We start from the raw sequence: 25,677 nt of genomic DNA on the forward strand, positions 1-25,677 counted from the left end.
GCGCACGAGCGGGAACCGACTGGCTGAGCATGACCTGGCGCGACGTTTCCGATCGATACCGAAGCCATCAGCGCGCCGTTGCGGCAGACAGGCCGGAAATCTGATGCGAGTGTTGCCAAGGATCAGCCGAGACGACTGTCAAGTGCGCCGTCAGGGTTTCGAACCCCGGACCCGCTGATTAAGAGTCAGCTGCTCTACCAACTGAGCTAACGGCGCGTGCCAGCGACAATAACAGGCCCGCGGCGGCGTCGCGAAATCGGTTCTGACCTGGGAAGTCGCGTGCCATATGTGGCTGGCCATAGAATAACGCGTATCGAGGCGGGCATGATTCCCGCGCCAAGATTGCGAGTTTGGAGCCGTGGATGCGTAATGACGGACCGGCTTTCCGGTCGCGCGTCCGCTCCCTGGTGACCGCGCTGCTGGTCATTCCCGCACTGCTGCTGGTCCTCAGCGGCTGCGCCAGTCGGGACTCCGGGCCCAGGGTGCTGGCCGGCAAGGGCACGCCCTACAGCGACCTGATGGTTCCCAAACTGAGTGGTTCGGTGCAGGACGGCGCGGTCGGCGTCCCGGTCGATCAACCGGTCACGCTGACGGTGCAGGGCGGCGTCCTCGGGACGGTGTCGATGGCCGACGGCGAGGGCAACGAGGTGCCGGGCGAGGTCAGCCCCGACGGCCTGAAGTGGTCGGCCACCGAGCCGCTCGGCTACAACGAGAACTACGTCATCAAGGCCGAGACCCTCGGCCTGGGCGGGGTCGTCACCGAGTCGCTGAAGTTCAAGTCGCATTCGCCGGCCAACCTCACGATGCCCTACCTGTCGCCCGGAGACGGCGCGGTGGTCGGCGTGGCCCAGCCGATCGCGGTCCGTTTCGACGAGAACATCCCGGACCGGCAGGCCGCGCAGAAGGCGATCACCGTGACCACCGACCCCCCGGTCGAGGGCGCGTTCTACTGGCTGAGCAACCGCGAGGTCCGCTGGCGCCCGCAGGACTTCTGGACGCCGGGCACCCGGGTGACGGTCAAGGTCAAGACGTTCGGTGTCGACCTCGGCGAGGGTCTCTACGGCCAGGAGGACCTGAGCTCGACGTTCAGTATCGGCGACGAGGTGATCGCGACCGCGGACGACTCCACCAAGATGCTCACCGTCCGGCGCAACGGCGAGGTGATCAGGACCATCCCGATCTCGATGGGCAAGAACGACACCCCCACCAACAACGGCATCTACATCGTCGGCGACCGCTATCAGCACCTGATCATGGACTCCTCGACCTACGGGGTGCCGGCCAACTCGCCCAAGGGGTATCGCCTCGAGGTCGACTGGGCCACGCAGATGTCCTACAGCGGCATCTACGTCCACTCCGCCCCGTGGTCGGTGGGGTCGCAGGGCAACACCAACACCAGCCACGGCTGCCTGAACGTCAGCCCGGAGAACGCCGAGTGGTTCTACAGCAACACCAAGCGCGGCGACGTCGTGGAGGTGCGCGGCACCGTCGGTTCGGCGCTCTCCGGCGTCGAGGGTCTCGGTGACTGGAACATCCCGTGGAGCCAATGGAAGGCCGGCAACGCCAGCGCCTAGTAGTTCCTGCTGTTTCCGCAGCTCAGGCTGGTCGGCGGGTGGGTACGCGAACCGGATTGGCACTTAGCTAAAACTCAGGCTAGTCTCAGGTGCAGCGCCTCAGTCTAGGAGAACACCTCATGGAAATTTCAGTTCGCTCATACCTCACCGCCGGGACGGTTGCCGTCGTCGGGGCCGGTGCGATCGCCCTGACGCCCGCCCTGCCCGTCCGCGCCGCGGACCTGCCGGCGCCCACCGTCGCCCAGATCGCCCTGACCGGCGACAGCTTCTCGCTCAACGACGTCCTTGGCGTGATCCAGGATCTGGGCGGGGTCACCGGCCTGCCGTCGGCGATCCTCAGTGCACTGCAGGATCTGGGCGGCCTTTCGTTGCCCGGCATCACCGGGCTGCCGTCGGATCTGCTGAGCTCCATCGCCAGCGAGTTCATCAAGGAGACGATCCCGGTCGTCCTGGACGCCGCCGGTCCGTTCCTGGACTACCTCAGGACCGCCGTCACCGGCCTGCTGGTCGGACCCGACTCGATCCCGGTCAAGGTCGCGGCCGTGCTTCCCGCCGTGGCCGGCGCCGTGAGCGGCGCGCTGGGCAGCGGTGACGTGGGCGCCGCCATCCAGGCGCTCACCGACGGCCTGGCCGCGCCGATCGAGGCGGTCAAGCAGGCGCTCGGTGAGGTCAACAATCAGTTCCAGGCGTTCCTCGGCAGCCAGCTCGGCACCATCGTCGGGGCGCTGCCGGCCGTGCTGATCTCCGCCGTCCAGACGGTCGTCGGTGTCAACCTCTCCGACGCGCTCGACGCCATCACCAAGGTGGTGCAGGGCCTTCTCGGGGGTGCGCTTCCGTTCTCGGGCGCCCCGGTCATCAACGGAAAGATCAAATACGACGACGCAGCCGGCACCGGGTCCGAGGGCGCCGGGTCCGAGGGCGCCGGGTCCGAGGGCGCCGACTCCGAGGGCGCCGACTCCGACGCCCAGGGCGCCGACTCCGAGTCCGAGGGCGACGAGTCCGACCACTCGGGTGCGGAGGACGCCGACGACGACGCACCGGACGCCGCTGCTTCCCGCGGGGCTGCCAAGCGGCAGGCGGCCGCCGCGAGGCTGGCCGGGGCCGTGAAGGCCCCCGCTGCTGCCGAAGCCGTGGTTGCACCGGCCCCGGAGGCACCGGCCGTGACCGAGGCTCCGGCTGTGGTCGAGGCGCCCGAGTCCTCGGAAGCAGCTGTGCCCAAGGTTGATTCGGTCAAGCGCGCGGCGCCCGCCGCCAAGCCGGCGCCGCGGGTCAAGCAGACCCTGCGCGAGCGGGTGGCTGCGGCGAAGTCCGCCGCCAAGAGCCGGGCCGCTGCTGCGGCCGCCGCGTCGAACTAGAACCGCGAACGCGAAAAAGCCCCCGCCTCGGCGGGGGCTTTTTCGCTGCCGGGTGGCTGACGGGACTCGAACCCGCGACAGCCAGGATCACAACCTGGTGCTCTACCAACTGAACTACAGCCACCATCGCCGCATCTCTGCGGCGAATCCGATACTAGTCGCTCCCGGTCTCGGGGGCCGAATCGGTTTGCGCCCCGCCGCCCCCTTCGCCGTCCAGCTCAGCGGCCGCCTCGGCGATCTCGCTGGTAGACGGACCGGGCGGGGCGACGAACGCGGTGCGGCGGTAGTAACGCAGTTCCCGGACCGACTCCTGGATGTCGGCCAGCGCCCGGTGGGCCAGACCCTTGTCCGGCTGCCCGTAGTAGATCTTGGGATACCAGCGCCGGCACAACTCCTTTATCGAGCTGACGTCGATCATCCGATAGTGCAGGTAGTCGTCCAGCGCCGGCATGTCCCGTGCGATGAAACCGCGGTCGGTGGCGATCGAATTCCCCGCCAGGGGAGCGGTCTTGGCGGTTTTGACGTGTTCGCGGATGTAGTCCAACACCATCGCCTCGGCGGTGGCCACGTCGATGGTGGAGGCCCGCACCTCGTCGATCAGCCCGGAACTGCTGTGCATCCGGGCGACCACCTCGACCATGCCGTCCAGGGCCGCGTCGTCGGTGTGGATCACCACGTCGACGCCGGCGCCGAGGACGTTCAGTTCGGCATCGGTGACCAGCGCGGCGATTTCGATGAGCCGGTCGGTGCGCAGATCCAGCCCCGTCATTTCGCAGTCGATCCATACCAATTCGTCCCGCACAGCGCTCAACAGTAAGCCCCGCCGACCAAGTAGTGTCTTAGCGGCCGAAAAGACCGCCCGAGCAAGCACGAAAGGTCCCGTCATGACGGACGCGACAGCGCCCCCCGCCCAGCAGATCGCCGCCGGTTACGCCACCGCCGGGCAGGCGCTGGAACTGGGCTCGGTGATGGTCGGCGGCCAGGTCGACCCGTCGGCGCAGATCCGCATCCCGCTGGCGATGATGAACCGGCACGGGCTGGTCGCCGGGGCCACCGGCACCGGCAAGACCAAGACGCTGCAGGTGATCGCCGAGCAGCTCTCCGCCGCCGGCGTCCCGGTGGTGATGGCCGACTTCAAGGGCGACCTCTCGGGTCTGTCGCGACCGGCGGAATCCAATGACAAGATCGCCGAACGCGCCCGTGACACCGCCGACCAGTGGGTCGGCACGCCCTACCCGGTGGAGTTCCTGTCGCTGGGCACGACGGGCATCGGCGTACCCGTGCGGGCGACGATCTCCGCCTTCGGGCCGATCCTGCTGTCAAAGGTGCTGGGGCTCAACCAGAATCAGGAGTCCACCCTCGGGCTGATCTTTCACTACGCCGACCAGCAGGGCCTGCCGCTGCTGGACCTCAAGGACCTGCGGCAGCTGATCACGTTCCTCACCACCACCGCCGAGGGCAAGGCGCAACTCAAGACGCTGGGAGCGGTGTCGCCTCAGACCGCCGGGGTGATCCTGCGCGCGCTGGTGAACCTGGAGGCAGACGGCGGGGACACCTTCTTCGGCGAGCCGGACCTCGATCCCGCTGACCTGCTGCGGGTCAACGACCAGGGCAAGGGGGTCATCAGCCTGTTCGAGGTCGGCGACCAGGCATCGCGGCCGGTGATGTTCTCGACGTTCCTGATGTGGGTGCTGGCCGATCTGTTCGACTACCTGCCCGAGGTCGGCGACGTCGACAAGCCCAAGCTGGTGTTCTTCTTCGACGAGGCGCATCTTCTCTTCAAGGATGCCTCCAAGGCCTTCATGGAACAGGTCGAACAGACGGTCAAACTCATCCGCTCCAAGGGCGTGGGCGTCTTCTTCTGCACGCAGCTGCCCACCGACGTGCCGAATGCCGTGCTGTCCCAACTCGGTGCGCGCATCCAGCATGCGCTGCGGGCGTTCACCCCCGACGACCAGCAGGCGCTGGCCAAGACCGTGCGCACCTACCCGAAGACCGAGTTCTACGACCTAGCAAGCGATCTCACGTCGCTGGGCATCGGTGAGGCGATCGTTACGGTGCTCTCCGAGCGCGGTGCCCCGACGCCGGTGGCGTGGACCCGGCTGCGCTCGCCGCGCTCGCTGATGGACACCATCGGCCCGGACTACATCAAGGCCGCCGCGCAGGCCAGCCCGCAGTTCCTGAAATACGGACAGACCGTGGACCGCGAGTCCGCCTACGAGATGCTGGCCGCCCGGATGGCGCCGCCGCCGGCCGCCGAGCCTGCGGGGCAGACCATCGACCTGCCGCCCATCCCGACCGGGTTGGACCTGCCGCCGATGCCCGAACCGGTCGAGCGGGCCGAGCCCAGCGTGCTCGAGCAGATGATGGGCAACCCCGCCTTCAAGAGCGCGATGCGCTCGGCGGGCACGGTCATCGGCCGGGAGATCACCCGCAGCATCTTCGGCACCGGGCGCCGCCGGAGACGCTGACACTGGTCTGACCACTTGACCTCTGGCCGCGGCTCCGTCATGCTGGCAGACATGGCCCTGCAGCCGGTGAACCGGCGCTCCGTTCCCGAGGACGTCTTCGAGCAGATCCTCGCCGAGGTGCTCAGCGGCGAGATGCAGCCCGGCGAGTCGCTGCCCAGCGAGCGCCGATTGGCCGAGGTGCTCGGCGTCTCCCGGCCCGCGGTCCGCGAAGCGCTCAAGCGGGTGGCCGCGGCGGGACTGGTCGAGGTGCGCCAGGGCGACTCCACCACCGTCCGCGACTTCCGCCGGCACGCCGGACTGGACCTGCTGCCCCTGCTGCTGGTGCGCGACGGCCAACCCGACGTCTCGGTGGTGCGCAGCATCCTGGAGGCCCGGCTGCACAACGGCCCGAAGGTTGCCGAACTGGCCGCACGGCGCCGCTCGCCGGACCTGAGCGCGCGGCTCGAGGAGTCGATCCGGGAGTTGGAGAGCGACGACGACCCGGTCGGCCGGCAGCGCCACGCGATGGAGTTCTGGGATCACGTGGTCGACGGCGCGGACTCCATCGTGTTCCGGTTGATGTTCAACACCCTGCGATCCGCCTACGAACCGACGCTGCCCGCGCTGGCAACGATGATGGCCGCCGAAGTGGGGGACGGACGCCCCTACCGAAAGTTGGCCGCTGCCATCGAATCCGGCGATCCACAGGCGGCCGAAGCGGCGGCGCGTCAGTTGCTCGAGCCCGCCACCGAAGCGTTGACCGCAGCACTGGAGGCGATGGAGGAGTCGCAATGACCGAGACCCGCACCGCCCGCCGGGGCATGACCCTGACCGACGCCGCGCGGGAGTTCTGGCGCCATCCCTCGCCGTGGCTGCTCGCCGTCGCCTTCTCCGCCGCGGCCGTCACCCGGGTCGTGGCCGGGGACTGGCAGCGCAGCGACGCCGTGCTGCCCTTCGTCGTACTGGCGGCATTTCCGTTCGCGGAGTGGATCATTCACGTCGTCATCCTGCACTGGCGCCCGCGGCGGATCGCCGGCGTGACGGTCGATCCGCTGCTGGGCCGCAAGCACCGCGAGCACCACGCCGACCCGCGGATCGTCAAACTGATCTTCATCCCGCTGGAGTCGCTGGCCGGTGCGTTCGTCTCGGCGGCGGTGGTCGCCTTCGTGATCATTCCCCGCACCGGGCTGGGTCTGACGTTCCTGACGGTGGTGTTCGGCATCGGCGTGGTCTACGAGTGGACCCACTACCTGGTGCACACCGACTACAAGCCGAAGACCTGGTTCTACCGGATGATCTACCGCAACCACCGGCTGCACCACTTCAAGAACGAGCATTACTGGTTCGCCGTCACCACCCCGGGGCTGGCCGACCGGGCGCTGGGCACCTACCCGGATCCGCAGACGGTGTCCACCTCGCCGACGGCGAAGAACCTCCACGGCGCCACCGCCGCCGTGCCGACCTAGCCGGACCTAGCCGCCGCCTAGCCGCCACCTAGCCGCCACCTAGCCGCCGCCGAGCTTCTTGTAGACCGCCCCGACGATCGGGGTCACGATCGCCCGCGGCGCGTACCCGCTGGCCACCGACATCGCCTTGGAGGTCACGCCGGGAACCACCCGCATCTTGTTGCGCTCCAACCCATCCAGCGACAGCTGCGCGGTGTGCTCGACGGAGATCCACAGGAAATCCGGGATGAGCTTGTCCACCAGCGAGGCCTCGGACTCGTCGGGCATCTCGGCGCGCACCGGCCCCGGAGCCAGCAGCGTCACGTGCACCCCGGAGTCGTGCAACTCACCGCGCAGCGACTCGCTGAAGGTGTTGGCGAAGGCCTTGGTCGCCGCGTAGGTGGCGTTGTTGGGAATGGGGGAGTTGCCCGCGGCCGAACCGGAGATCAGGATTCCGCCCGACCGGCGGGCCACCATGCCGGGCAGTACCGCCAGCACCAGGTCGTGCACGCCGAGGACGTTGAGTTGCACCTGAGCCCTCTCATCGGCCGGATCAAGCTTGGCCACCGGCCCGAAGGTCGCGGTGCCGGCGTTGGCGCACAGGATGGAGATGTCGCGGCCGGCCAGCTCGTCGGCCAGGGCGCCGCGCTGGGCCGGGTCGGCCAGATCCACCGCGCGCACCTCGACCGTCACGCCGAAGCGCTCACGCAGCCGCTCGGCGAGGCCGTCGAGCACCTCGCGGCGACGCGCGGTGACGATCAGGTGGTGGCCCCGCGCGGCGAGTTCGGTGGCTAGGGCCTCGCCGATGCCCTGCGAGGCGCCGGTGACAACGGCCCGGCTGTCCGGGGAGGGAAGGGGGACTGGCATGCGGCCAATGGTAGGCCGCCGGGAATATAGGGTGACCCGCATGAGCGGCCCCCCGTCAGCGACCGCCGCCGGGGCGCCGCGGTCGAAGGTGGCCGCCTGGGCGCTGTGGGACTGCGGGTCGACCGGCATGAACGCCATCGTGGCGACCTTCGTGTTCTCGGTCTACCTGACCGGCACCGTCGGCGTCGGTCTCGGCGGGGACACCTCGCCGGCCAGCTGGCTGGGCCGGGCGCTGACCATCTCCGGAATCGCGGTGGCTTTTCTGGCCCCGCTCACCGGCGTCGTGGTCCAGGTGCCGCACCGGCGGCGGGTGGCGCTGACGGTGCTGACCGCCCTGGCCGTGACCTTCACCGCGATGATGGTGCTGATCCGGGCCGATCCGCGCTACCTCGCGCCCGGGCTGGCCCTGCTGGCGCTGACGGCGGCCTGTGGCGACCTGGCCAGCGTGCCCTACAACGCGATGCTCCGTCAGCTCTCCACACCCGCCACCGCGGGCCGCATCTCCGGGCTGGGCTGGGCCGCCGGCTACACCGGCAGCGTCGTGCTCCTGCTGCTGATCTACACCGGCTTCATCATGGGCGAGGGTCCCACCCGCGGCTTGTTGCACGTGCCGGTCGCCGACGGCTGGAACGTGCGCGCCGCCATGCTGATGGCGGCAGGCTGGCTGGCGGTGCTGAGCCTGCCGCTGCTGGTGACCGCGCACTCGCTGGCCGGTGCCCCCGGCGACACCGCCGCGATTCACGGCGGTGTGCTCGGGGCCTACCGGCGGCTGTGGGCGGATCTGCGCGGCGAATGGCGCCGCGACCGCAACTTCGTCTACTACCTCGTGGTCAGCGCGATCTTCCGGGACGGCCTGGCCGGGATCTTCGCCTTCGGGGCGGTGCTGGGGGTGAGCGTCTACGGGTTGTCGCAGGCCGACGTCCTGATCTTCGGCGTGATCGCCTCGACGGTGGCGGCTGCCGGGGCGGTGCTCGGCGGGCGGCTCGACGACCGGATCGGGGCCAAACCGGTGATCGTCGGATCGCTGACCGCACTGATCGCGGTGGCGCTGACCATGATGGCGCTCTCCGGGGCGCTGGCCTTCTGGGTGTGCGGTCTGCTGCTGTGCCTGTTCGTCGTACCCACCCAGTCCGCCGCCCGCACGCTGCTGCTGCGGATGACCGGCGAGGGCAAGGAGGGCGTCGCGTTCGGTCTCTACACCATGACCGGCCGCGCGGTGGCGTTCGTGGCGCCCTGGCTCTTCTTCGTCTTCGTCGACGCGTTCCACGCCGACCGGGCCGGGCTGGCCGGCATCTGCCTGGTGCTCGTCGCCGGGCTTGTCGGGATGATCCTGGTGCGGGTGCCGGACTGAGTCAGGCCGCGCCCGTGCAGACGGTCAGCCCGCGGCCGGTGCGCTGCTGGATCTGAGCGCCGTTGACGGTGATGCTGCAACTGACGTCGCGCCCGACGTTGACCACCGCGACCGACGCCGACGACTTGGCCGGGGCCTCCAGGGTGACCTGCTTGCTCCACGGCAGCGCCACGTTGAACTCGGTCTGCATGACGCGGCCGTTGTCGACGTAGGTGATGTTGATCGCCCGACCCTCGCCGCTGACGCTGTAGACCACCGTCTCGGTCCCCGTCGGAGCGGGCGGCTCGGACGGCGGCAGCCCGGGTTCGGTCGGCTCCAGGGACGCGCTCGGCAGGGGCGGCGGAAGCGGCGCGGGCGCTTCCGAGGTGGCCGGTGGCGCGGGAAGCCGGGGTGAGGTCGTGTCCGGCCGGGCCGGTGTGGTCGACGTCGACGGCGGGGCCACCACCGTGGTGTCCCGCGAGGAGTTGCTGACGATCACCAGGGCGAGCACCAATCCGATGACCAGGAGCATGGCCGCCGCCGCGGCGACCCACAACCAGCGCGGCGTCTTCTTCGGCGGCTCCGGCGGCGGGGGCACGGCGGGATAGCCGGCGCTCTGCCAGTAGGGCGGTATCTGTTCGGTCGGCTGGGTCAGCGGTCCGCCGTATCCGGCCCCGTATTGGGTGGGCTGGCTCCAGTAGCCGGAGTAGGCCGGATCGGGGTTGGGCGGATAGCCGCTGGCCGCCTGGGTCGGATCCGACCACTGCGGCCGCTGTGGATCGCTCATACCCACATCACGCACTGCAGGCTACCGGCTGCCGAAGGCCCGTAATGGTCCCCTTCCTGTGTTTACGCCAATTTCCTCCTGGGTAATTCAGGCAGTTCCGCCGACCCCCAGCGCGGCGAACGTCATCGCCCGCAGAACCGCTCGCGAGTGGTCCGCTGCGGCCGCCCGGGAGGCCGGGACGCTGTGCGGGGTGGAGTTGAGCAAGCCGAAGGCGGCGTGCGCCATCACCCGGGCGCGGTCCTCCTCGAGCCGCGGGTTCAGTTCGCGCAGCACGCCGACCCACGTCTCTACGTAGCGGCGTTGCGCGCGGCGCACCTGCCGTTGCGCCGCCGCGGGCAGGTTGGCCAGGTCGCGGTCCTGGATCCGGATCAGGTCGGGCTCGCCGAGAGCGAAGTCCAGATGGAACTCGACCAGACCCCGCAGGGCGTCGGCGGCGCCGGCGGCATCGCCCACCACCGCCTGCCCGCCGTCGTGCAGTCTGGTGCTGACGCCGACCAGCAGTTCGACCAGCAGCGCCTCCTTGTTGGGGAAGTGGCGGTAGATGGCCGGCCCGCTGACCCCGGCGGCGGCGCCGATGTCCTCCAGTCGCACGGCCAGGAAACCGCGTTCGGCGATCAGGTGTTCGGCCGCGGCCAGCAGCTGCGAACGGCGGTCGGACTTCCGCCGATCACGCCGGGTCAGTGTGGTCATCGCCTGCTCCGTTTAGCTTGCCGGGAGATTATGAGTTAATCTTCACTAACCTAACATCGGTTAGTCGTCATTAACAAAGGTGAGTCCATGCCAGTCTCCAACCGGGAGGCGCATCTGCACCTGGTCGCCGAGCTGCGCGAGAAGCTGGCCGCGGCCGCTCTCGGCGGATCGCCGGACTCGCGGGAACGCCACGTCGCGCGCGGCAAGCTGCTGCCGCGGGACCGGGTCGGCGAACTGCTCGACCCGGGCAGCCCGCTGCTGGAGATCGCGCCGCTGGCCGCCGACGGCATGTACGACGACGGTTGCCCGGCAGCGGGGATCATCACCGGGATCGGCCGGGTGTCCGGGCGGGAGTGCATGGTCGTCGCCAACGACGCGACGGTCAAGGGCGGCACCTATTACCCGGTGACGGTGAAGAAACACCTGCGGGCGCAGGAGATCGCCGCCCAGAACCGGCTGCCCTGCATCTATCTGGTGGACTCCGGCGGGGCGTTCCTGCCGTGTCAGGACGAGGTCTTCCCGGACCGCGAGCACTTCGGGCGCATCTTCTTCAACCAGGCCACCATGAGCGCGGCCGGCATCCCGCAGATCGCGGCGGTGCTGGGGTCCTGCACCGCGGGCGGCGCCTACGTCCCGGCCATGAGCGACGAGACCGTCATCGTGCGCAACCAGGGCACCATCTTCCTCGGCGGACCGCCGCTGGTGAAGGCCGCGACCGGGGAGGTGGTGACCGCCGAGGAACTCGGCGGCGGCGACCTGCACGCCAAGACCTCCGGTGTGGTCGACCACCTGGCCCGCGACGACCGCGACGCCCTGCGCATCGTCCGCCGGATCGTCGCCACTCTGCCGCCGCCGGATTCGGCGCCCTGGCAGGTCGCCGCACCGGTGGATCCGATCGCCGACCAGCGCGAGCTCTACGACGTGGTACCCGTCGACGCCCGGGTGCCCTACGACGTCCACGAGGTGGTCACCCGAATCGTCGACGGCGGCGAGTTCGGCGAGTTCAAGGCCGACTACGGGGCCACGCTGGTCACCGGGTTCGCCCGGATCCACGGCCACCCCGTGGGCATCGTCGCCAACAACGGGGTGCTGTTCGGCGAGTCCGCCGTCAAGGGCGCGCATTTCATCCAACTCTGCGACAAACGTTCGATCCCGCTGCTGTTCCTGCAGAACATCACCGGCTTCATGGTCGGCCGCGACTACGAAGCCGGCGGCATCGCCAAGCACGGCGCCAAGATGGTCACCGCGGTGGCCTGCGCGCGGGTTCCGAAACTGACCGTCGTCATCGGCGGCTCCTACGGCGCGGGCAACTACTCGATGTGCGGCCGGGCCTACTCGCCGCGCTTCCTCTGGATGTGGCCCAACGCCCGGATCTCGGTGATGGGCGGCGAGCAGGCCGCGGCCGTGCTGGCCACCGTCCGCGGTGACATGACTCCTGAGGAGACGGAGGCGTTCAAGGCTCCGATCCGGGCCCAGTACGAACGGCAGGGCAACCCGTACTACTCCACCGCTCGGCTGTGGGACGACGGCGTGATCGACCCCGCTGACACCAGAACGGTTCTTGGCCTTGCGCTTTCGGTCACCGCCGGCGCGCCGCTCGATCCGGTCTCCTACGGCGTCTTCAGGATGTGACGATGACCCTCTTCGACACCGTGCTGGTAGCCAACCGGGGCGAGATCGCCGTCCGGGTGATCCGGACGCTGAAAGCCATGGGGATCCGTTCGGTGGCCGTCTACAGCGACGCCGACGCCGGCGCGCGGCACGTGGCCGACGCCGACGTCGCCGTGCGCATCGGCCCGCCGCCGGCCCGGCAGAGCTATCTCGACATGGCGGCGGTGGTCGACGCCGCGCTGCGCACCGGGGCACAGGCCGTGCACCCCGGCTACGGATTCCTCTCCGAGAACGCCGAATTCGCCGCCGCCCTCGACCGCGCCGGGCTGGTGTTCATCGGCCCGCCGGCCGGGGCGATAGCCACCATGGGCGACAAGATCGCCGCCCGGGCTGCGGTGGCGGAGTTCGGCGTGCCGGTGGTGCCCGGGATCTCCGAACCCGGTCTGGGGGATGCCGAACTCATCGCGGCCGCCGGCGGCATCGGGTTTCCGGTGCTGGTCAAACCCTCGGCCGGCGGGGGCGGCAAGGGAATGCGGCGGGTGGACGACCCGGCCGACCTGCCGGCGGCCCTGGCCTCGTCGCGCCGGGAGGCCGCTGCGGCGTTCGGCGACGACACCCTGTTCCTGGAACGATTCGTGTTGCGGCCCAGGCACATCGAGGTGCAGGTGCTCGCCGACACCCACGGCGCCGTGCTGCATCTGGGCGAGCGCGAGTGCAGTCTGCAGCGTCGCCACCAGAAGGTGATCGAGGAGGCCCCCTCGGCCCTGCTCGACCCCGCCACCCGGGCCCGGATCGGCGCCGCCGCCTGCGACACCGCGCGCAGCGTGGACTACGTCGGGGCCGGGACGGTGGAGTTCATCGTGTCCGCCGACCGGCCCGACGAGTTCTTCTTCATGGAAATGAACACCCGCCTCCAGGTCGAGCACCCGGTGACCGAGATGGTCACCGGCTGGGACCTCGTCGAGTGGCAGGTCCGTGTCGCCGCCGGGGAGAGACTGACCGCGGTCCAGGACGACATCGCTCTGCGCGGCCACGCGGTGGAGGCCCGGGTCTATGCCGAGGATCCCGCCGCCGGATTCCTGCCCACCGGCGGGCCGGTGCTCGCGGTGTGCGAGCCGTCCGGGCCGGGCGTCCGCGTCGACTCCGGTCTTGTCGCCGGTATGACGGTGGGCAGCGACTACGACCCGATGCTGTCGAAGGTGATCGTCCACGCCGCCGACCGCGCCGCGGCCCTGCGCGGTCTTGACCGGGCGCTGGAGACCACCGCGGTGCTCGGCCTGGGCACCAACGTCGACTTCCTGCGATTCGTGTTGTCCGACAGTGATGTCACCGCAGGGCGTCTGGACACCGGACTGCTCGAGCGGCTGGACTACCGCGGCCCGCAGGCGGGCGACGACGCGCTGATCGCCGCGGCCGCCTACCGCTGGCTGGGGCTCTGGCCGGTCGTGCCCGGCGACCCGTGGGAGGCGCCCTCCGGCTGGCGGATCGGTGAGCCCGCGGCGACCGGCTTCCGGCTGCGCGACGGGGAGCGCACCGAACACGTCCACATCGCCGGCGAGCCCGGCCAGGCCCGGGTCCGGGTCGGCGACGGGCCCGGCCGGGACCTCACCGCCCGGTGGGCAGGCCCGGGGATGCGCCTGACCGTCGACGGGGTGCGACGCAGCTATACCGTCGCCGCGGACGGCCATCGGATCTGGCTGGCCGGATCCGGCCGCACCGTCCTGGTCGAGGAGGTCCGGGAGGAACCGGTGCGTCCCGACGAGGCGCCCGGCGGGGATGCCGAGATCCCCAGCCCGATGCCGGGATCGGTGGTGGCGCTCGGCGTCCCGGGCGGGGCGGCGGTCGCGGCGGGTACCGTCGTGGTGACGGTGGAGGCGATGAAGATGGAGCACTCGCTGCGCTCACCGGTCGACGGAGTGGTCGAGTTGCTCGTCTCGGTCGGAGACCAGGTCAAGGTGGGCCAGCCGCTGGCCCGGATAACGGCAATCACGGAAGGTCACGGATGATGGGCGAATTTCTCTCCACGGCAACACTTCCCGACGAGTACCAGCAGCTCGTCAAGACGGTTCGGGACTTCGCCCGCGAGGTGGTCGCACCCGTCTCGGCCCGGCACGACGCCGAGCACTCCTTCCCCTACGAGGTGGTCGCGGGCATGGCCGACATGGGGCTGTTCGGCCTGCCCTTCCCCGAGGAGTACGGCGGCATGGGCGGGGACTACTTCGCGCTGTGCCTGGCCCTGGAGGAACTCGCCAAGATCGACCAGAGTGTGGCCATCACGCTGGAGGCGGGGGTCTCGCTGGGGGCGATGCCGGTCTACCGGTTCGGCACCGAGGACCAGAAGCAGCAGTGGCTGCCGATGCTCACCAGCGGCTCGGCACTGGGCGCGTTCGGCCTGACCGAAGCCGGCGGCGGCACCGACGCCGGCGCCACCAGGACCACCGCCCGGCTCGACGACGGCCACTGGGTGATCAACGGCTCCAAGCAGTTCATCACCAACTCCGGCACCGACATCACCCGGCTGGTCACCGTCACCGCCGTCACCGGCACATCCGGCGACCGGCGGGAGATCTCGGCGATCCTGGTCCCGGTGCCCACCCCCGGTTTCGTCGCCGAGCCGGCCTACGACAAGGTCGGCTGGAACGCCTCCGACACCCACCCGCTGTCCTTCACCGATGTGCGCGTCCCCGAGGAGAACCTGCTCGGCGAGCGCGGCCGCGGCTACGCCAACTTCCTGCGCATCCTCGACGAGGGCCGCATCGCCCTGGCCGCCGTGGCCACCGGGGCCGCGCAGGGCTGCGTCGACGAGTGTGTGCGCTACGCCGGGGAGCGCACGGCGTTCGGCCGTCCGATCGGGGCCTTCCAGGCCATCGAGTTCAAGATCGCCCGGATGGAGGCCCGCGCGCACACCGCCCGCACCGCCTACTACGACGCGGCGGCGATGATGCTGGCCGGCAAGCCGTTCAAGAAGCAGGCCGCGATCGCCAAGCTGGTCGCCAGCGAGGCCGCCATGGACAACGCCCGGGACGCCACCCAGATCCACGGAGGCTACGGGTTCATGAACGAATACCCGGTCGCCCGGCACTACCGGGACAGCAAGATCCTCGAAATCGGCGAGGGCACAACCGAAGTCCAGCTGATGCTGATCGCCCGGGAGATCGGCCTCGTCTGAGGCGCGGGCTCACGCCTGCGGGTAGGGCGCGTACCGCCGGTTGTAGCCGAGCTGCCGCTGGGCGATCTGGGCCCGGCGCTGCTCCGGTGTGACGTACTGGGTGCCGGCCGGCAGAACCGTGCCCAGATCGCCGATCGGCACCACCTGCGACTGCACCGTCGGGCCTTTGGTCGACGAGGTGTCGAGGTCCTGGAAGCGGATCGAGACGGTGCCCTGGTTCAGTCCGCCGGTGGACACCCAGTTCGCCACGGCCGGATCGGTTTTCGAGATGACGAACGTATAGGTGCCGTCCTGGTTCATCGCCGACTGCGATTTGTTGAGGCTGGTCTGCTGGTCCCAGTAGTTGTCGGTGATGGTCCAGTCGTCGGTGACCGGGACGTTGAAGTAACGGGCGTTGCCAGGGTCGATGGTGACCACCAGTGCCTGGTCGTCGTTCAGCTGGAAGTAGCCGGCGCTCTGCAACTGGGTGGCCAGGAACTCGGCGTTGCGGTCGGGGTCGGACAGCACGTTGGGCGGGCGGCGCTGGCCGGTCTTGGGGTCGGTGGTGGCCACCGCCATGTATTTGTCCTCACCGCTGATGCCCAGCAGCAGCATGATCGCGGCCGTCTCCAGCGACTGCACGGGCCGGACCGGCAGCGGCGGGATCAGCGACACCAGTGACGTCAGCACGGGACTGGCGGCCACGGCCGGGCCGATCCCTGGGAAGGCGAATCCGCCGAGCTGGCTGAACAGGCTCGGGCGCGGGCCGCTGACCTTGCTGACCGACAGGCTCATCGGTCCCTCGGAGTTCCAGTCCGCCAACGTGTTCCGGGTCGTGATGAGCGTGGTTCCCGGGGCCAGTTGCAGGTGGTTGGTCTCACCCGGAGCCGACGGTGCCGAACTCGCGGTGATGGTGAACGACCCGTCCGGGTTGAGCACCAGATCGCGGCCGTTGAGGTTGCTCGCCGTGGTTCCGCCGAGCCCGGTCAGCACCGAGAAGTTTGTGTCGGCCGGCAGCGACCCGTCGAAGCGGCCGGTGAGCACATAGGCCGATGCGCTGTTGACGCCGATGAACCGGTAGATCGTGTCGGGGTTGTCGTACCAGATCCGCGAGCCCGCGAAGCTCTGCTGGTACCAGTTGTGCGGCGGGCTCACCTGCTGGATCACCTTCGGGTTCGCCGAGTCCAGCAACTGGACCTCCAGCGCGGCCTGGTTGGCGTACTCGGTCACCGCCTGGTCCAGCCGGGCCATGTTCGTCGCATCCGGTCCGCCGACCGCGTCGAAGTTGTTGCGCGCGGCCTTGATCCAGCCCGCTTTGAGCATCAGCCCGGCGATCTGTACGGCGGGGGAGTCGGCCAGCCGGGTCGCCAGCCGTTCGGCGGCGAGCTGCTCGGGAGTGGCCAGCACACTCGGGGGCAGCGGCGCTCCGGGGTTCTCCAGCACGGTGACGCTCTGGCTGACGGTGTGACCGCGGCTGGGCGTCAGCGCGGCCAGACCGTGGGCGTGCCGCGGGTTGTCCGGCAGATCGTCGGCGGTGACCGTGAACGTGTCAGTGCCGCCGAGCGTGGCGAATTCGGTTGTGGGCGTGTAGGTGAAGTCGCCGTTGCCGCCCACCGAGGCTGTTCCCCGGCTCGGCGGGGTGGGCACGGAGTAGCTCAGTCGGTACCCGTTGCGCTGGGACCCGTTGAGCGCGCCGGTGATCACACCCCCGGGTCCCTGGGTGTTCGTCGCGGCGTCGTAGTTGAGAGCGGGCTTTCGGGCGAAGACGGCGGATCGGGTCGCGGTGCGGGTGGCCGAGGCCGGACTCGCAGGGGTGCGGGCCGTCCTCGCCACCGCCCTCCCCGGTCCCGGTTGAGAGGCGGCCGCCGCCTGGTCGGAGGACCCGGTGTCGCCGGCGGCGACGGCGGTGCCGGCGATGACCATGCCGGCTCCGAGTGCCGCGGCCAGTGCGCCGACGCGGCCGGCGTACAAGGCGCGGGCGGCGCTCGAAGTGGTCACAAAACGACTGTAGGTGACGGGCTGACCTGCGCGAAGCATCTTGTCGGACGGCCTGACTACTATCGAATGTATGTTCGATGAACTGCTGAGCGCCGAGCCGGGTGACGACGAGTCAGCCCTGGTGGAGTGCATCGCGGCCCTCGAACGGCTCAAGGCGTGGGCGGCTGCGCGCCAGGCCCGGCTGACCGCGGCGTTCGACGTCGCCCGGCGCGCCGCCGAGGCCGCTGCCGGCGTACCTGCCGCACGGCGGGGTCGCGGGGTGTCCGCCGAGGTGGCGCTGGCCCGGCGTGACTCGCCGTCCCGGGGCGGGCGCCACCTCGGGTTCGCCAAGGCGCTCGTCGACGAGATGCCGCACACCCTGGCCGCTCTCGAAGCCGGCGCGCTCTCGGAATGGCGGGCCACCATCGTGGTGCGCGAGTCGGCCTGCCTCGCCGTAGGGGATCGGCGGCGGCTGGACGCCGAACTCTGCTCGGACATCACCGATCTCGAGGGCGTCGGTGACGCCGCCCTCGCGGCCGCAGCGAAGGCGATCGCCTACCGGCTCGACCCGCATGCCGTGGTGGACCGGGCGGTCCGGGCCGAGCAGGACCGCACGGTCACCATCCGGCCGGCCCCGGACACCATGACCTATCTGACTGCACTGCTTCCAATGGCGCAGGGAGTGGCGGTCTACGCGGCGCTGCGGCGGGAGGCGGCCGCGTGCGGGGATGGACGCTCCCGGGGGCAGGTGATGGCGGACACCCTCGTCGAACGTCTCACCGGTCGCCCCGCCGAGCAACCGGTTCCGGTGGCGGTGAATCTGGTGATCTCCGATCAGGCGCTGCTCGGCATCGACTTCGGCGCGGCGGCCGTAGCCGGGTACGGCCCGGTTCCCTCCGCGGTCGCCCAGTCCCTGATCGCGGCGGCGGTCAACGACCCCGCGTCCTTGGCGACGCTGCGCCGGCTCTATGCCACGCCGTCCACCGGGGCGCTGGTTGCGATGGAGTCACGCTCGCGGCTGTTCCCCAAGGGGCTGGCGGAGTTCATCGGTCTGCGCGACCAGCGGTGCCGCACGCCCTACTGTGGCGCGCCCATCCGGCATCGCGATCATGCGACGCCCGTCCGCCGGGGCGGGAAAACCAGTGGCCCTAACGGCCTGGGACTCTGCGAGTGCTGTAACTACACCAAGGAGTGCACGGGCTGGTGTGTGCAGACGGGCACCGATGGAAACGGTTTGCACACAGCGGAATTCGTGACACCAACCGGCGCGCATTACCATTCGACCGCGCCGCCGGCCCTGGGCACCCCGTCGACGGCGATGACCGAGATCGAGGTGTGGCTCAACAACAAGCTGCTGCCGGTGCTGGTCGCGTGATCCTCAGCGCCGCTGGGCCGCAGCGAGTCGCGCCTTGAATTCCGGGGACTCGATGGACGCGGCCTGCGGCCCCAACTCGATGTCCTTGGCGGCCTGATGATGATCGGTGTCGGTGGAGCCGGGGATCGCGGTGGACCGCATCGACGCCTTGGTCGCCAGCACGACCTCGCGCGGCGCGGCGGCGGGTCCGGCCGCCAGTTCGAGGGCAGCCGCCAGCGGGTCCTCGGCCACCTGCAGTGCCAGACCGTGCCGGACCGCCGCCTCGGCGTCGAAGCGCATTCCGAACAGCAGCGCGGCGCGGGCCACCTGCGGGCCCACCGCCCGCTGCAGCATCCAGGTGGCGCCGCCGCCGGGGTGGATGCCGAGTTTCTGGAAACGCGGGTCGAACATCGCCTGCGGCCCGGCGATGCGGACGTCGGCGGCCAGTGCGAGGTTCATGCCCGCCCCGACGGCGGCGCCGTTGACCGCGGCGATGGTCGGCAGCGAGCAGCGGCCCACGGCCATGAAACCCGCGTAGATGCGCTCCAGGCCCTCTCTGGCGGCCGCGCCCAGCGCCGAGAGGTCGGCGCCCGCGCAGAAGGCCTTGCCTGCACCGGTCACGATCACCGCGTGCACGCCCGGGTCGTCCTCGGCCCGCCGCACCGACTCGGACAACTGTGCCGACATAGCGTCGGTGACGGCGTTGCGCCGATCGGGGTCGTTGACGGTGATCACCGCAACCCGGTCGACAACCTCGTAGAGCACCAGTTCTGCCACGGAGACCGAGGCTAGCAGGGGATCAGGACCGCGCGTCCTGCCTGTTCTCCGAGAACAACTCCCGTTCGAGGGCCTCGGCGTCGAGACCTGCGATGCTGACCGCGTTGGTGGCCTGGTCGACGAGTGCGTACGGCCCGTATCGGTGATAGGCCGACGACTCCCGCTTGTACTTGACCAGTCGCAGACCCCTGCGGTACGCGCGGTAACGCCATTGCGATTCGGAATGCATGATCAACCCCCCGGTGGATACCCGACCTAGCAATCGTTGCCAGAGAAACGGTTTCGATTCAAGCGAACCCTCGGAAAATCACCCGATCGGTTGACATTCGGCGGTGAGATCGCCGAGCCCGATGATCCCGTCGGCGACCGCCCGGGCCATCAGCGCCGACTTGGTGGACGCGGGCCGCCCGACGCTGGCGTATTTGGTTCGCACCCGCTGTAAATGCGTCCTCACCGTCGCCGGTGCGATGTGCAGGAGTTGGGCGACCTCGTCTTTGCTCTCGGTGCGCAGCCAGGCCAGCAGCACCTGCCTTTCCCGTTCGGACAGGTTCAGCCGTCCCGACTGCTTGCAGCGTTGCAGGGCATCGGCCATGTGCGGGGCCACATAGGGCCGACCGGCACCGGCCCGGTCTATCGCCGCCAGGAGGTGTTGTCGCCCATCGGCTTTGGCGACGTAGCAGTGTGCGCCGGCGTCGATGCTGGACAGGATCACCTCATCGGCGGTCAACCGGGAATGGACCACCACGGGCGGACCGGCCGTGCACAGCAGACGCAGCGCGTCGATGTCGGGTGCATGGCCGTCCGACTGGATCTCGGTCACCAGAACGTCGGCTTCCTGCCCGGCGGCAAGCCAGCTCAGGCACTCGGCCGGGTGGGTGAAGCTGCCTGCGACCCTCAGCGTCGGCCGGTGCTCGGCGAGCCAGCGTTCGACCCCCGCCCGGACGACATCATGTCCGTCGACAATCGCCACCAGCCCCGCATCGGCCATAAACCCCTGTCCCCACCTGCAGCCTAGGCGACGACGGGGTGATCGGCGACTGTAACGGAAACATGCCGGCCGATTGCATTTCAGTGCCCTCGGGGGGTTGGGTAACCTGATCCGCTGACACAGTCTCGGCCGCAAACGGAAGGGAAGCCGGGCAGGGCCGGATTCGATGGACACCTCAGAGCGCAACCGTGTTTTCGACGCCACGATGGCTGAATTCCTGGCCCGGGGTATCGACGCCTTCGCCATCGAGGGGGTGGCCCGCCGGGCCGGATTGGATTCCGCGGCGATCACCGCGCACTGGCCGGACCGCCGCGTCCTGCTGATGGACGTCATCACCACCCTCGCCGCACAGGCTGCGCCGGTTCCCGACACAGGAAGCCTGCGGGGCGACCTTCAGGCTCTGGCCGACTCCGTCACCGAACTCGTGGCCACCCCGGAGGGCCGGCGCTGGCTGCACCGCATCCTGCCCAACGGTCAGGACGCCGACCTCTACGAGATCAGCCACGATTTCTGGGATATCCGCTTCGACTCCACCGCCCCGATCCTGCGCCGGGCTGCCGCGCGCGGGGAGCTGCTCGACGACGTCGACCCGGAACTGGCTATCCGCATGTTCGCCGGGTCCTACTACTTCGATGCGATCTTCAGCAACGCCCCGGTGCGGCCCGAGTACGCCCAGCAGGTGATGGAGATCTTCATCCGGGGCATCACCCGTTAAGGGCCGCGGCATACCGGCCGGTGATCCGCTCGGCGTGTTGTCCTCCACCCGCCCGGTGGTCGACCGTGCGCGCCACGTCCGCATTGACGGTGACCGTGTGCCGTCCCTGGCCGATGCGCTTGGCGCGGAACAGGATTGCGCCCCGCTCGGATTTTCCGATGATCTGCACATGCGGGATGGCACCTCGCGGACAGCGGCGTTCACCCTCGTGCTCGACGCACTCAATTTCTGTTTCTGGAGTGCCGATCCGCAGCGCCGCTGGCGGGTGCGCTGGTGCGACGACGAATACGACGGCTACTGGGCTCTGGTGGCCGCCCTGCGACGCGCGCTTGAAGAGGGCCGCGACATTCTGAACCCGCGGATACTCGCGGGTCTCACGATCGACGACGTGGCGCTTATCCTGCGGCCCGGTGATCCCGGCACTCCGGAGATTCCACTGCTCGATCTGCGTCACCGCCACCTCGTCGAACTCGGCCGCGGGCTGCTCGCCCGGTATCCGGGCGCCGATCCGGTTGCGGCACTGATCGAGTCGGCCCATGGGTCCGCGGTCCGCCTCGTTCGGATGGTGACCGAGGCGTTCCCGTCGTTCAACGACGTCACCACCTACTCCGGTGATGAGGTCCGGTTCTACAAACGGGCCCAGATTCTCGCCGCCGATCTGCACGGCGCCTTCGGTGGTGCTGGTCTGGGGACCTTCAGCGACCTATCAGCGCTGACGGCATTCGCGGATTACAAAGTGCCGCAGGTGCTTCGGGGCTATGGAGTGCTCGACTACAGCGCCGACCTCGCCCGGCGCATCGACGGACGCAGGACCATCCCGATGGGCTCACCCGAGGAGGTCGAGATCCGGGCGGCGACGGTGTGGGCGTGCGAGGAGTTGCGCAGCGCGCTGGCTGCTCGGGGCACCACGCTGCGGGCCTTCGAGGTCGACTGGAAACTCTGGCAGGCCGGACAGACCCTGCCGGGCGGGGCCAGGCCCTATCACCGGACATTGACGCCGTTTTACTGAGCCGTCCCCGGCCTAGAACGGCCGGTCGCGGCTACGATCGTACGATGACGGCCGTGATCGACGTGAACCGTTGACCTCCCCGACAAGGGGACCGCGGGACGAGTACAGATCCGGTTACCCGGACTCCACCACGGGTCTGCGCTGGGCGTTGGCGGTGGTCTCTGTGGTCGCCGTGGCCGCGGTCATCGCGGCCGTGACGCTGTGGCTGAAACCCCGTCAAGTCGAGCAGGCTCCGCCCAAAGAGGCGAAGCCGCCCACCACCGGTGTGGCCCGTGCGGACCTGGAGCAGATCACCGGTCAGGAGCTGCGCCAGAAATTCCCCGGGCCGCCCGTTCGGATCACCTGCCCCGGTGATCTGCCGGCCAAGGTCGGCGCGTCCGAGGATTGCGTGCTCCGGCGCTACGGTGACGAATTCCGCCTGACCATCACCATCACCGAGGTCACATCGCCCACCGACGCCAACTGGAAGTTCACGCTGGGGGAGAAGCTTCCGGGTTAGTGACGCCTCGGCGCCTGTCGCGCCTGGAGACGGGCTGCCGCCGCCAGTGTCCTAGGCGGGGCGATCGTCGCGGTCAGGCTGACCGGGGTTGAGCCGCCGTAGCCGTCGGTCACGGTGATCGTGAAGGTGTCCGTCTCCTCATGAGCGACGAATAGACGATGGGTTGGTCGGTGCAGCTCACGTGCCTCGACACGGGCTCGGCGCCGGGGCGCAATTGCCGGCAGGGCGGCGTTGCCGCCAGCGTTACCGCCCTCGCGGCTGGCCGCGTTTACGGCCGTCGGCGCCGGTGGCGCCAGTGATAGCTCCGACAGTTGCCCGGGTGAACCGCTGTGACACCCCCTTCTCACCGTACTCCGCGTCGGTCCAGCCTCCGCTGGGTGCGGTGAACTCAACGAGGTAACCGCTTATGAAACCTGGGCCGTTGTCGGGCAGGTCGTTCCACCGCCCATTGGGCTCCCTTGGAGCTGCGCCGCACGGGGCCTTGCAGTTGGTGACAAGGGAGTCATCGCCGTACTCATCGTTCGGATATGGGCTGACGTTATTCGGCTCGTAAAGTGCCCACGACGCGTAGTTGAACGGCGGGGTGACAGCACCGGTGTGGAAATCCGGCGGTTCCGGTTTCTTAAGGCTTTCGATCCAGAACGTGGTGCCGCCCTCTGGACCGTCGACCCACTGCCAGGTGCCAGCCGTAGCCTTGTCGGAGCCGCCGATCCAGAAGTTTGTTGCGGGGATTGGCTCGAAGTTGTCCTCGAGCAGGGCGATATGGTTGGCGATGAATTGGTTCTCCGCCTCGGTCGTGATGTTCGCCAGATAGCCCGTGGCGCCGTGGAGCGTTTGGGCCAAGGCTGCGTTTCTAGCGCTCGTCCATGTGATGCCAGGCCAGTTGACGTGCTTGTAGTAGCTATTAGTGCTCGACGAGTAGTAAAAAGTGACCGCGTTCGAATAGGAGCCCTCGAAGGACGCGGTGAGGCCGACATCGAAGGAGCCCTGGGCCGCCCCGGTAGATACCAGCAACGCGGCCAGCGCAGCGTTGACATCCGTCGGGGTGCCGTAGAAGTTCAGTTCCGTCTTTTCCCCGGTGAAGTTGTACCCGTAGGCCGGGCGCAGCCCGGCATAACTGCCGAACTTGAACGTGGTTCCGGACGGAGCGTTCGGAATCGCGAGCGAGACCATCAACCAAGTGTCGGCGTTGAAATGGGTGATCGGCGGGAGCGAGGCCGGCTGATTGGCGGTGCTCGGTCTAAATCCGTAGCCGATGCCACCGGCGCCGCCCTTACCGCCCGCACCGATCAGTGACAGCGCGCCCGTGTTGCCACCCGCACCACCGTTGCCGGCGGTTCCGCCGAGCCATAGAATCGCGTCGGCTCCCGCCCCGCCCTTGCCGCCGTTGCCGGTGAACAACCCACCCGCACCGCCCGAGCCGCCGGCGCCGTTGTTGACCGTCGCCACCCCGGCGCCGCCGTCGCCGCCGCTGCCGAACCATCCCGCGGCCCCGCCATTGCCACCGTTGAACCCGTTGCCGCCCTTGCCGAACAGGCCACCCTTGCCGCCATCGCACGCACCGCTGGTGCAGGCCCCCGCATATGCGGTGTAGGAGTAGCCGCTGCCGATCAGCCAGCCGCCGTCGGGGCTCGCCGCGGTGCCGTTGCCGAACAACCCCCGACGTGTGGTGGTGGTCGCCCTGGCCGCCGGCTCACCACTGGTCGTGGTCGACCCGGCCGCCGCCGACGAGGTCTTCGCTCCCAACTCCCGACGACTGAACGCCGCCGCCGTCCACGCCAACGGCGCCGCCGCCGGAGCAGCCGTATTCGGGGAGCGCACCACCGATCCGCCAGCGCTCGCCGCCGCTCGAGCCAACCGGGACCGTCCAACCGAATTGATCGGTGCCGCAGTGGGTTTCACCGGCAACGCGGACGCGGCGGGGACGCTCACCGATACGGGTGTGCTTGCCACCGGCGCCTGCGGAACCGTCATCGACCGGCGGTTCGCCCGTGTGCGACCCGCGGATGCGGCGTCAGACGTTCCGGCCGACTGAGCGGCCCTGGGCCCTGCAGGCACGCCGGTGCGCGAGGCCGCGTTCCCGGTGGTGTCGCTCGCTCCGGTCACCCCTGCTGAGCCGGTCGTATCGGCGAACGCCACCACCGGCACCGCCGCCGCAGCCGCACCGATCCCCAGTGCGACAGCAAGAGCGCCGACCCGGCCGACGTAGCGGGTATAACCCGGTACAGCCGACTGCCCCTCACCGCGGGAGTTGAGCTCGATGCGACGCAGCGGCTCACGACGGCTTTCGGCGGCTGATGTGGTCATTGCAGAGCCCTCCCCGTAAATGATTTTCCAAGATAGTCCCATAAAAGGCCCGTGAGGAACGGGGGGTCAACCTGATATGACGAGCCGCAGTTTCTGTTGAGTCAATTGCCGCTCATCGTTGACGCCGGCTTGCCGGCTCGGGTCGGCGCCGACCAACTTGGTCTTTCTCCAGCGCCCCCGGCACGACTCGAACGTGCGACCTAGGGATTAGAAGGCCCTTGCTCTATCCACCTGAGCTACGGAGGCAATGCTCAGATTGTATCCGCTGCCCGAAACGGCGACGCCATGGTCAGACCCCGGTGGGCAGTGAAGTCAATCGGAATCCACGGCTGGAACTGAGCAACTCTGCGACGGTGATCCGGACGAGACCATCATTGGGATTGGCATCGCGGTAACTGACCGGCACGCCGTCGGCGCCTCCCGCGTCGGAACCGGTCGGGTTCCGCAGGATCACCGCCGTCACCTGACCGTTGGCCGTCTCGACCGAGGACACCGAGTAGACCATCGGAATCGAAACCGGAGGTTGGGCAGGGGCGGTGCCGTAGAACGTGGCGAACTTCCGTCCCAGAGTTCCGCGTTGCCAGGATCCGTTAACCAGAGTGCTGTCTGCCGAATCGGCGAGTGCCACCGTCAGGTAGCTGCCACCCCGCCGGAATACGTCCAATGCAGTGTTCAGGGTTGCCGCGGTGATGGAACCGTTGATACCTGCGATTGAAGTGGGGCCGGTTCCGCCGAGGCGAGGCGTGTCACCGCCGAAGAGCGCGAGCACTGTCGTCGGGCCCATCGACGGCCCC

At 69.3% G+C, this 25,677-nt stretch carries 25 protein-coding genes and 3 tRNA genes; 14 read left to right on the forward strand and 14 right to left on the reverse strand.

Annotation, left to right across the window (positions count from 1 at the left end; translation table 11 throughout):
* Positions 1–143 precede the first annotated feature (143 nt).
* Positions 144–216 (reverse strand) — tRNA-Lys (locus ACKOQ4_RS05605).
* Between the two features lie 146 nt (positions 217–362).
* Here ACKOQ4_RS05605 and ACKOQ4_RS05610 point away from each other — a divergent pair.
* The gene (locus tag ACKOQ4_RS05610) at positions 363–1,574 is read left to right on the forward strand and encodes an Ig-like domain-containing protein (RefSeq protein WP_526289676.1); all 1,212 of its coding nucleotides are present in this window, start codon (positions 363–365) and stop codon (positions 1,572–1,574) included.
* A 119-nt stretch (positions 1,575–1,693) separates the two neighbouring features.
* Positions 1,694–2,929, forward strand: coding sequence for a hypothetical protein (locus tag ACKOQ4_RS05615; protein ID WP_526289678.1), 1,236 nt, complete (start codon positions 1,694–1,696; stop codon positions 2,927–2,929).
* A 51-nt stretch (positions 2,930–2,980) separates the two neighbouring features.
* Here ACKOQ4_RS05615 and ACKOQ4_RS05620 read toward each other — a convergent pair.
* Together ACKOQ4_RS05620 and orn are read right to left on the reverse strand one after the other, a co-directional pair.
* Positions 2,981–3,053 (reverse strand) — tRNA-His (locus tag ACKOQ4_RS05620).
* A gap of 30 nt (positions 3,054–3,083) precedes the next feature.
* The gene (orn, locus tag ACKOQ4_RS05625; RefSeq protein WP_526289680.1) at positions 3,084–3,731 is read right to left on the reverse strand and encodes an oligoribonuclease; all 648 of its coding nucleotides are present in this window, start codon (positions 3,729–3,731) and stop codon (positions 3,084–3,086) included.
* A gap of 82 nt (positions 3,732–3,813) precedes the next feature.
* Between orn and ACKOQ4_RS05630 the strand changes: the two genes are divergently transcribed.
* The 3 genes from ACKOQ4_RS05630 to ACKOQ4_RS05640 are packed head-to-tail and all read left to right on the forward strand — an operon-like array spanning position 3,814 to position 6,845.
* Complete coding sequence (locus ACKOQ4_RS05630; protein ID WP_526289682.1) at positions 3,814–5,400, forward strand: helicase HerA-like domain-containing protein; 1,587 nt, start codon at positions 3,814–3,816, stop codon at positions 5,398–5,400.
* A 51-nt stretch (positions 5,401–5,451) separates the two neighbouring features.
* Positions 5,452–6,174: a FadR/GntR family transcriptional regulator gene (locus tag ACKOQ4_RS05635; RefSeq protein WP_526289684.1), complete on the forward strand. Its 723-nt coding sequence runs from the start codon at positions 5,452–5,454 to the stop codon at positions 6,172–6,174.
* Positions 6,171–6,845, forward strand: coding sequence for a sterol desaturase family protein (locus ACKOQ4_RS05640; RefSeq protein WP_526289687.1), 675 nt, complete (start codon positions 6,171–6,173; stop codon positions 6,843–6,845). Before ACKOQ4_RS05635 ends, ACKOQ4_RS05640 begins: the two co-directional genes overlap by 4 nt.
* A gap of 39 nt (positions 6,846–6,884) precedes the next feature.
* Here ACKOQ4_RS05640 and cmrA read toward each other — a convergent pair whose 3' ends face one another.
* Positions 6,885–7,691 (reverse strand): mycolate reductase, encoded by an 807-nt coding sequence (gene cmrA / locus ACKOQ4_RS05645; protein ID WP_526289689.1) that lies wholly within the window; start codon positions 7,689–7,691, stop codon positions 6,885–6,887.
* A 40-nt stretch (positions 7,692–7,731) separates the two neighbouring features.
* Between cmrA and ACKOQ4_RS05650 the strand changes: the two genes are divergently transcribed.
* Entirely contained in the window at positions 7,732–9,042 is a 1,311-nt protein-coding gene (locus ACKOQ4_RS05650) for an MFS transporter (RefSeq protein ID WP_526289691.1), read from the forward strand.
* A gap of 1 nt (position 9,043) precedes the next feature.
* Here ACKOQ4_RS05650 and ACKOQ4_RS05655 read toward each other — a convergent pair whose 3' ends face one another.
* Positions 9,044–9,808: an MmpS family transport accessory protein gene (locus tag ACKOQ4_RS05655; RefSeq protein ID WP_526289693.1), complete on the reverse strand. Its 765-nt coding sequence runs from the start codon at positions 9,806–9,808 to the stop codon at positions 9,044–9,046.
* Positions 9,809–9,895: 87 nt separating this feature from the next.
* The gene (locus ACKOQ4_RS05660; RefSeq protein ID WP_526289695.1) at positions 9,896–10,498 is read right to left on the reverse strand and encodes an SACE_7040 family transcriptional regulator; all 603 of its coding nucleotides are present in this window, start codon (positions 10,496–10,498) and stop codon (positions 9,896–9,898) included.
* Between the two features lie 87 nt (positions 10,499–10,585).
* Between ACKOQ4_RS05660 and ACKOQ4_RS05665 the strand changes: the two genes are divergently transcribed.
* Genes ACKOQ4_RS05665 through ACKOQ4_RS05675 form a run of 3 tightly spaced genes read left to right on the forward strand, consistent with a single transcriptional unit; the run spans position 10,586 to position 15,278 of the window.
* Positions 10,586–12,130 (forward strand): carboxyl transferase domain-containing protein, encoded by a 1,545-nt coding sequence (locus tag ACKOQ4_RS05665; protein WP_526289697.1) that lies wholly within the window; start codon positions 10,586–10,588, stop codon positions 12,128–12,130.
* 2 nt (positions 12,131–12,132) lie between these two features.
* A complete protein-coding gene (locus tag ACKOQ4_RS05670; RefSeq protein WP_526289699.1) occupies positions 12,133–14,115 on the forward strand; it encodes an acetyl/propionyl/methylcrotonyl-CoA carboxylase subunit alpha in 1,983 nt (660 codons plus the stop codon).
* On the forward strand, positions 14,115–15,278 hold the full coding sequence (locus ACKOQ4_RS05675) for an acyl-CoA dehydrogenase family protein (protein ID WP_526289701.1): 1,164 nt from the start codon (positions 14,115–14,117) through the stop codon (positions 15,276–15,278). Before ACKOQ4_RS05670 ends, ACKOQ4_RS05675 begins: the two co-directional genes overlap by 1 nt.
* 9 nt (positions 15,279–15,287) lie before the next feature.
* On the opposite strand, the gene ACKOQ4_RS05680 is transcribed toward ACKOQ4_RS05675, so the two are convergent.
* Positions 15,288–17,255: a DUF1214 domain-containing protein gene (locus ACKOQ4_RS05680; protein WP_526289703.1), complete on the reverse strand. Its 1,968-nt coding sequence runs from the start codon at positions 17,253–17,255 to the stop codon at positions 15,288–15,290.
* A 70-nt stretch (positions 17,256–17,325) separates the two neighbouring features.
* Here ACKOQ4_RS05680 and ACKOQ4_RS05685 point away from each other — a divergent pair, with 70 nt between their 5' ends.
* Complete coding sequence (locus ACKOQ4_RS05685) at positions 17,326–18,609, forward strand: DUF222 domain-containing protein (RefSeq protein ID WP_526289705.1); 1,284 nt, start codon at positions 17,326–17,328, stop codon at positions 18,607–18,609.
* Positions 18,610–18,612: 3 nt separating this feature from the next.
* On the opposite strand, the gene ACKOQ4_RS05690 is transcribed toward ACKOQ4_RS05685, so the two are convergent.
* From ACKOQ4_RS05690 to ACKOQ4_RS05700, 3 genes are all read right to left on the reverse strand, one after another.
* The gene (locus tag ACKOQ4_RS05690; protein WP_526289707.1) at positions 18,613–19,365 is read right to left on the reverse strand and encodes an enoyl-CoA hydratase; all 753 of its coding nucleotides are present in this window, start codon (positions 19,363–19,365) and stop codon (positions 18,613–18,615) included.
* A gap of 22 nt (positions 19,366–19,387) precedes the next feature.
* On the reverse strand, positions 19,388–19,594 hold the full coding sequence (locus ACKOQ4_RS05695) for a hypothetical protein (RefSeq protein ID WP_526289709.1): 207 nt from the start codon (positions 19,592–19,594) through the stop codon (positions 19,388–19,390).
* A gap of 78 nt (positions 19,595–19,672) precedes the next feature.
* Positions 19,673–20,335, reverse strand: a complete 663-nt coding sequence (locus ACKOQ4_RS05700) for a LuxR C-terminal-related transcriptional regulator (RefSeq protein ID WP_526289711.1) — start codon at positions 20,333–20,335, stop codon at positions 19,673–19,675.
* Between the two features lie 184 nt (positions 20,336–20,519).
* On the opposite strand from ACKOQ4_RS05700, the gene ACKOQ4_RS05705 reads away from it, so the two are divergent.
* Positions 20,520–21,068: a TetR/AcrR family transcriptional regulator gene (locus tag ACKOQ4_RS05705; RefSeq protein WP_526289713.1), complete on the forward strand. Its 549-nt coding sequence runs from the start codon at positions 20,520–20,522 to the stop codon at positions 21,066–21,068.
* Here ACKOQ4_RS05705 and ACKOQ4_RS05710 read toward each other — a convergent pair.
* The gene (locus tag ACKOQ4_RS05710) at positions 21,058–21,237 is read right to left on the reverse strand and encodes a hypothetical protein (RefSeq protein ID WP_526289715.1); all 180 of its coding nucleotides are present in this window, start codon (positions 21,235–21,237) and stop codon (positions 21,058–21,060) included. The two genes, ACKOQ4_RS05705 and ACKOQ4_RS05710, sit on opposite strands and share 11 nt — an antisense overlap.
* Here ACKOQ4_RS05710 and ACKOQ4_RS05715 point away from each other — a divergent pair, their 5' ends adjacent.
* A complete protein-coding gene (locus ACKOQ4_RS05715) occupies positions 21,238–22,077 on the forward strand; it encodes a queuosine salvage family protein (protein WP_526289717.1) in 840 nt (279 codons plus the stop codon).
* Between the two features lie 154 nt (positions 22,078–22,231).
* Entirely contained in the window at positions 22,232–22,576 is a 345-nt protein-coding gene (locus tag ACKOQ4_RS05720; protein ID WP_526289719.1) for a DUF4333 domain-containing protein, read from the forward strand.
* A gap of 243 nt (positions 22,577–22,819) precedes the next feature.
* On the opposite strand, the gene ACKOQ4_RS05725 is transcribed toward ACKOQ4_RS05720, so the two are convergent.
* Complete coding sequence (locus ACKOQ4_RS05725) at positions 22,820–24,232, reverse strand: lectin-like protein (RefSeq protein ID WP_526289721.1); 1,413 nt, start codon at positions 24,230–24,232, stop codon at positions 22,820–22,822.
* On the opposite strand from ACKOQ4_RS05725, the gene ACKOQ4_RS05730 reads away from it, so the two are divergent.
* A complete protein-coding gene (locus ACKOQ4_RS05730; RefSeq protein WP_526289723.1) occupies positions 24,216–24,611 on the forward strand; it encodes a hypothetical protein in 396 nt (131 codons plus the stop codon). The genes ACKOQ4_RS05725 and ACKOQ4_RS05730 overlap by 17 nt on opposite strands.
* 444 nt (positions 24,612–25,055) lie before the next feature.
* Here the strand turns inward: ACKOQ4_RS05730 and ACKOQ4_RS05735 are convergent.
* Together ACKOQ4_RS05735 and ACKOQ4_RS05740 are read right to left on the reverse strand one after the other, a co-directional pair.
* Positions 25,056–25,129 (reverse strand) — tRNA-Arg (locus ACKOQ4_RS05735).
* 43 nt (positions 25,130–25,172) lie between these two features.
* Positions 25,173–25,677: hypothetical protein (locus ACKOQ4_RS05740; RefSeq protein WP_526289725.1), on the reverse strand; the 505-nt coding region annotated here is incomplete at its 5' end.

This window comes from Mycobacterium sp., assembly GCF_046095365.1.
Taxonomy (GTDB): domain Bacteria; phylum Actinomycetota; class Actinomycetes; order Mycobacteriales; family Mycobacteriaceae; genus Mycobacterium.

Bases quoted from the DNA above. Each gene is read 5' to 3' on its own strand.
- ACKOQ4_RS05610 (WP_526289676.1), top strand. From the start codon at position 363: ATGCGTAATGACGGACCGGCTTTCCGGTCGCGCGTCCGCTCCCTGGTG.
- ACKOQ4_RS05615 (WP_526289678.1), top strand. From the start codon at position 1,694: ATGGAAATTTCAGTTCGCTCATACCTCACCGCCGGGACGGTTGCCGTC.
- ACKOQ4_RS05630 (WP_526289682.1), top strand. From the start codon at position 3,814: ATGACGGACGCGACAGCGCCCCCCGCCCAGCAGATCGCCGCCGGTTAC.
- ACKOQ4_RS05635 (WP_526289684.1), top strand. From the start codon at position 5,452: ATGGCCCTGCAGCCGGTGAACCGGCGCTCCGTTCCCGAGGACGTCTTC.
- ACKOQ4_RS05640 (WP_526289687.1), top strand. From the start codon at position 6,171: ATGACCGAGACCCGCACCGCCCGCCGGGGCATGACCCTGACCGACGCC.
- cmrA (WP_526289689.1), bottom strand. From the start codon at position 7,691: ATGCCAGTCCCCCTTCCCTCCCCGGACAGCCGGGCCGTTGTCACCGGC.
- ACKOQ4_RS05650 (WP_526289691.1), top strand. From the start codon at position 7,732: ATGAGCGGCCCCCCGTCAGCGACCGCCGCCGGGGCGCCGCGGTCGAAG.
- ACKOQ4_RS05655 (WP_526289693.1), bottom strand. From the start codon at position 9,808: ATGAGCGATCCACAGCGGCCGCAGTGGTCGGATCCGACCCAGGCGGCC.
- ACKOQ4_RS05660 (WP_526289695.1), bottom strand. From the start codon at position 10,498: ATGACCACACTGACCCGGCGTGATCGGCGGAAGTCCGACCGCCGTTCG.
- ACKOQ4_RS05665 (WP_526289697.1), top strand. From the start codon at position 10,586: ATGCCAGTCTCCAACCGGGAGGCGCATCTGCACCTGGTCGCCGAGCTG.
- ACKOQ4_RS05670 (WP_526289699.1), top strand. From the start codon at position 12,133: ATGACCCTCTTCGACACCGTGCTGGTAGCCAACCGGGGCGAGATCGCC.
- ACKOQ4_RS05675 (WP_526289701.1), top strand. From the start codon at position 14,115: ATGGGCGAATTTCTCTCCACGGCAACACTTCCCGACGAGTACCAGCAG.
- ACKOQ4_RS05685 (WP_526289705.1), top strand. From the start codon at position 17,326: ATGTTCGATGAACTGCTGAGCGCCGAGCCGGGTGACGACGAGTCAGCC.
- ACKOQ4_RS05695 (WP_526289709.1), bottom strand. From the start codon at position 19,594: ATGCATTCCGAATCGCAATGGCGTTACCGCGCGTACCGCAGGGGTCTG.
- ACKOQ4_RS05705 (WP_526289713.1), top strand. From the start codon at position 20,520: ATGGACACCTCAGAGCGCAACCGTGTTTTCGACGCCACGATGGCTGAA.
- ACKOQ4_RS05715 (WP_526289717.1), top strand. From the start codon at position 21,238: ATGCGGGATGGCACCTCGCGGACAGCGGCGTTCACCCTCGTGCTCGAC.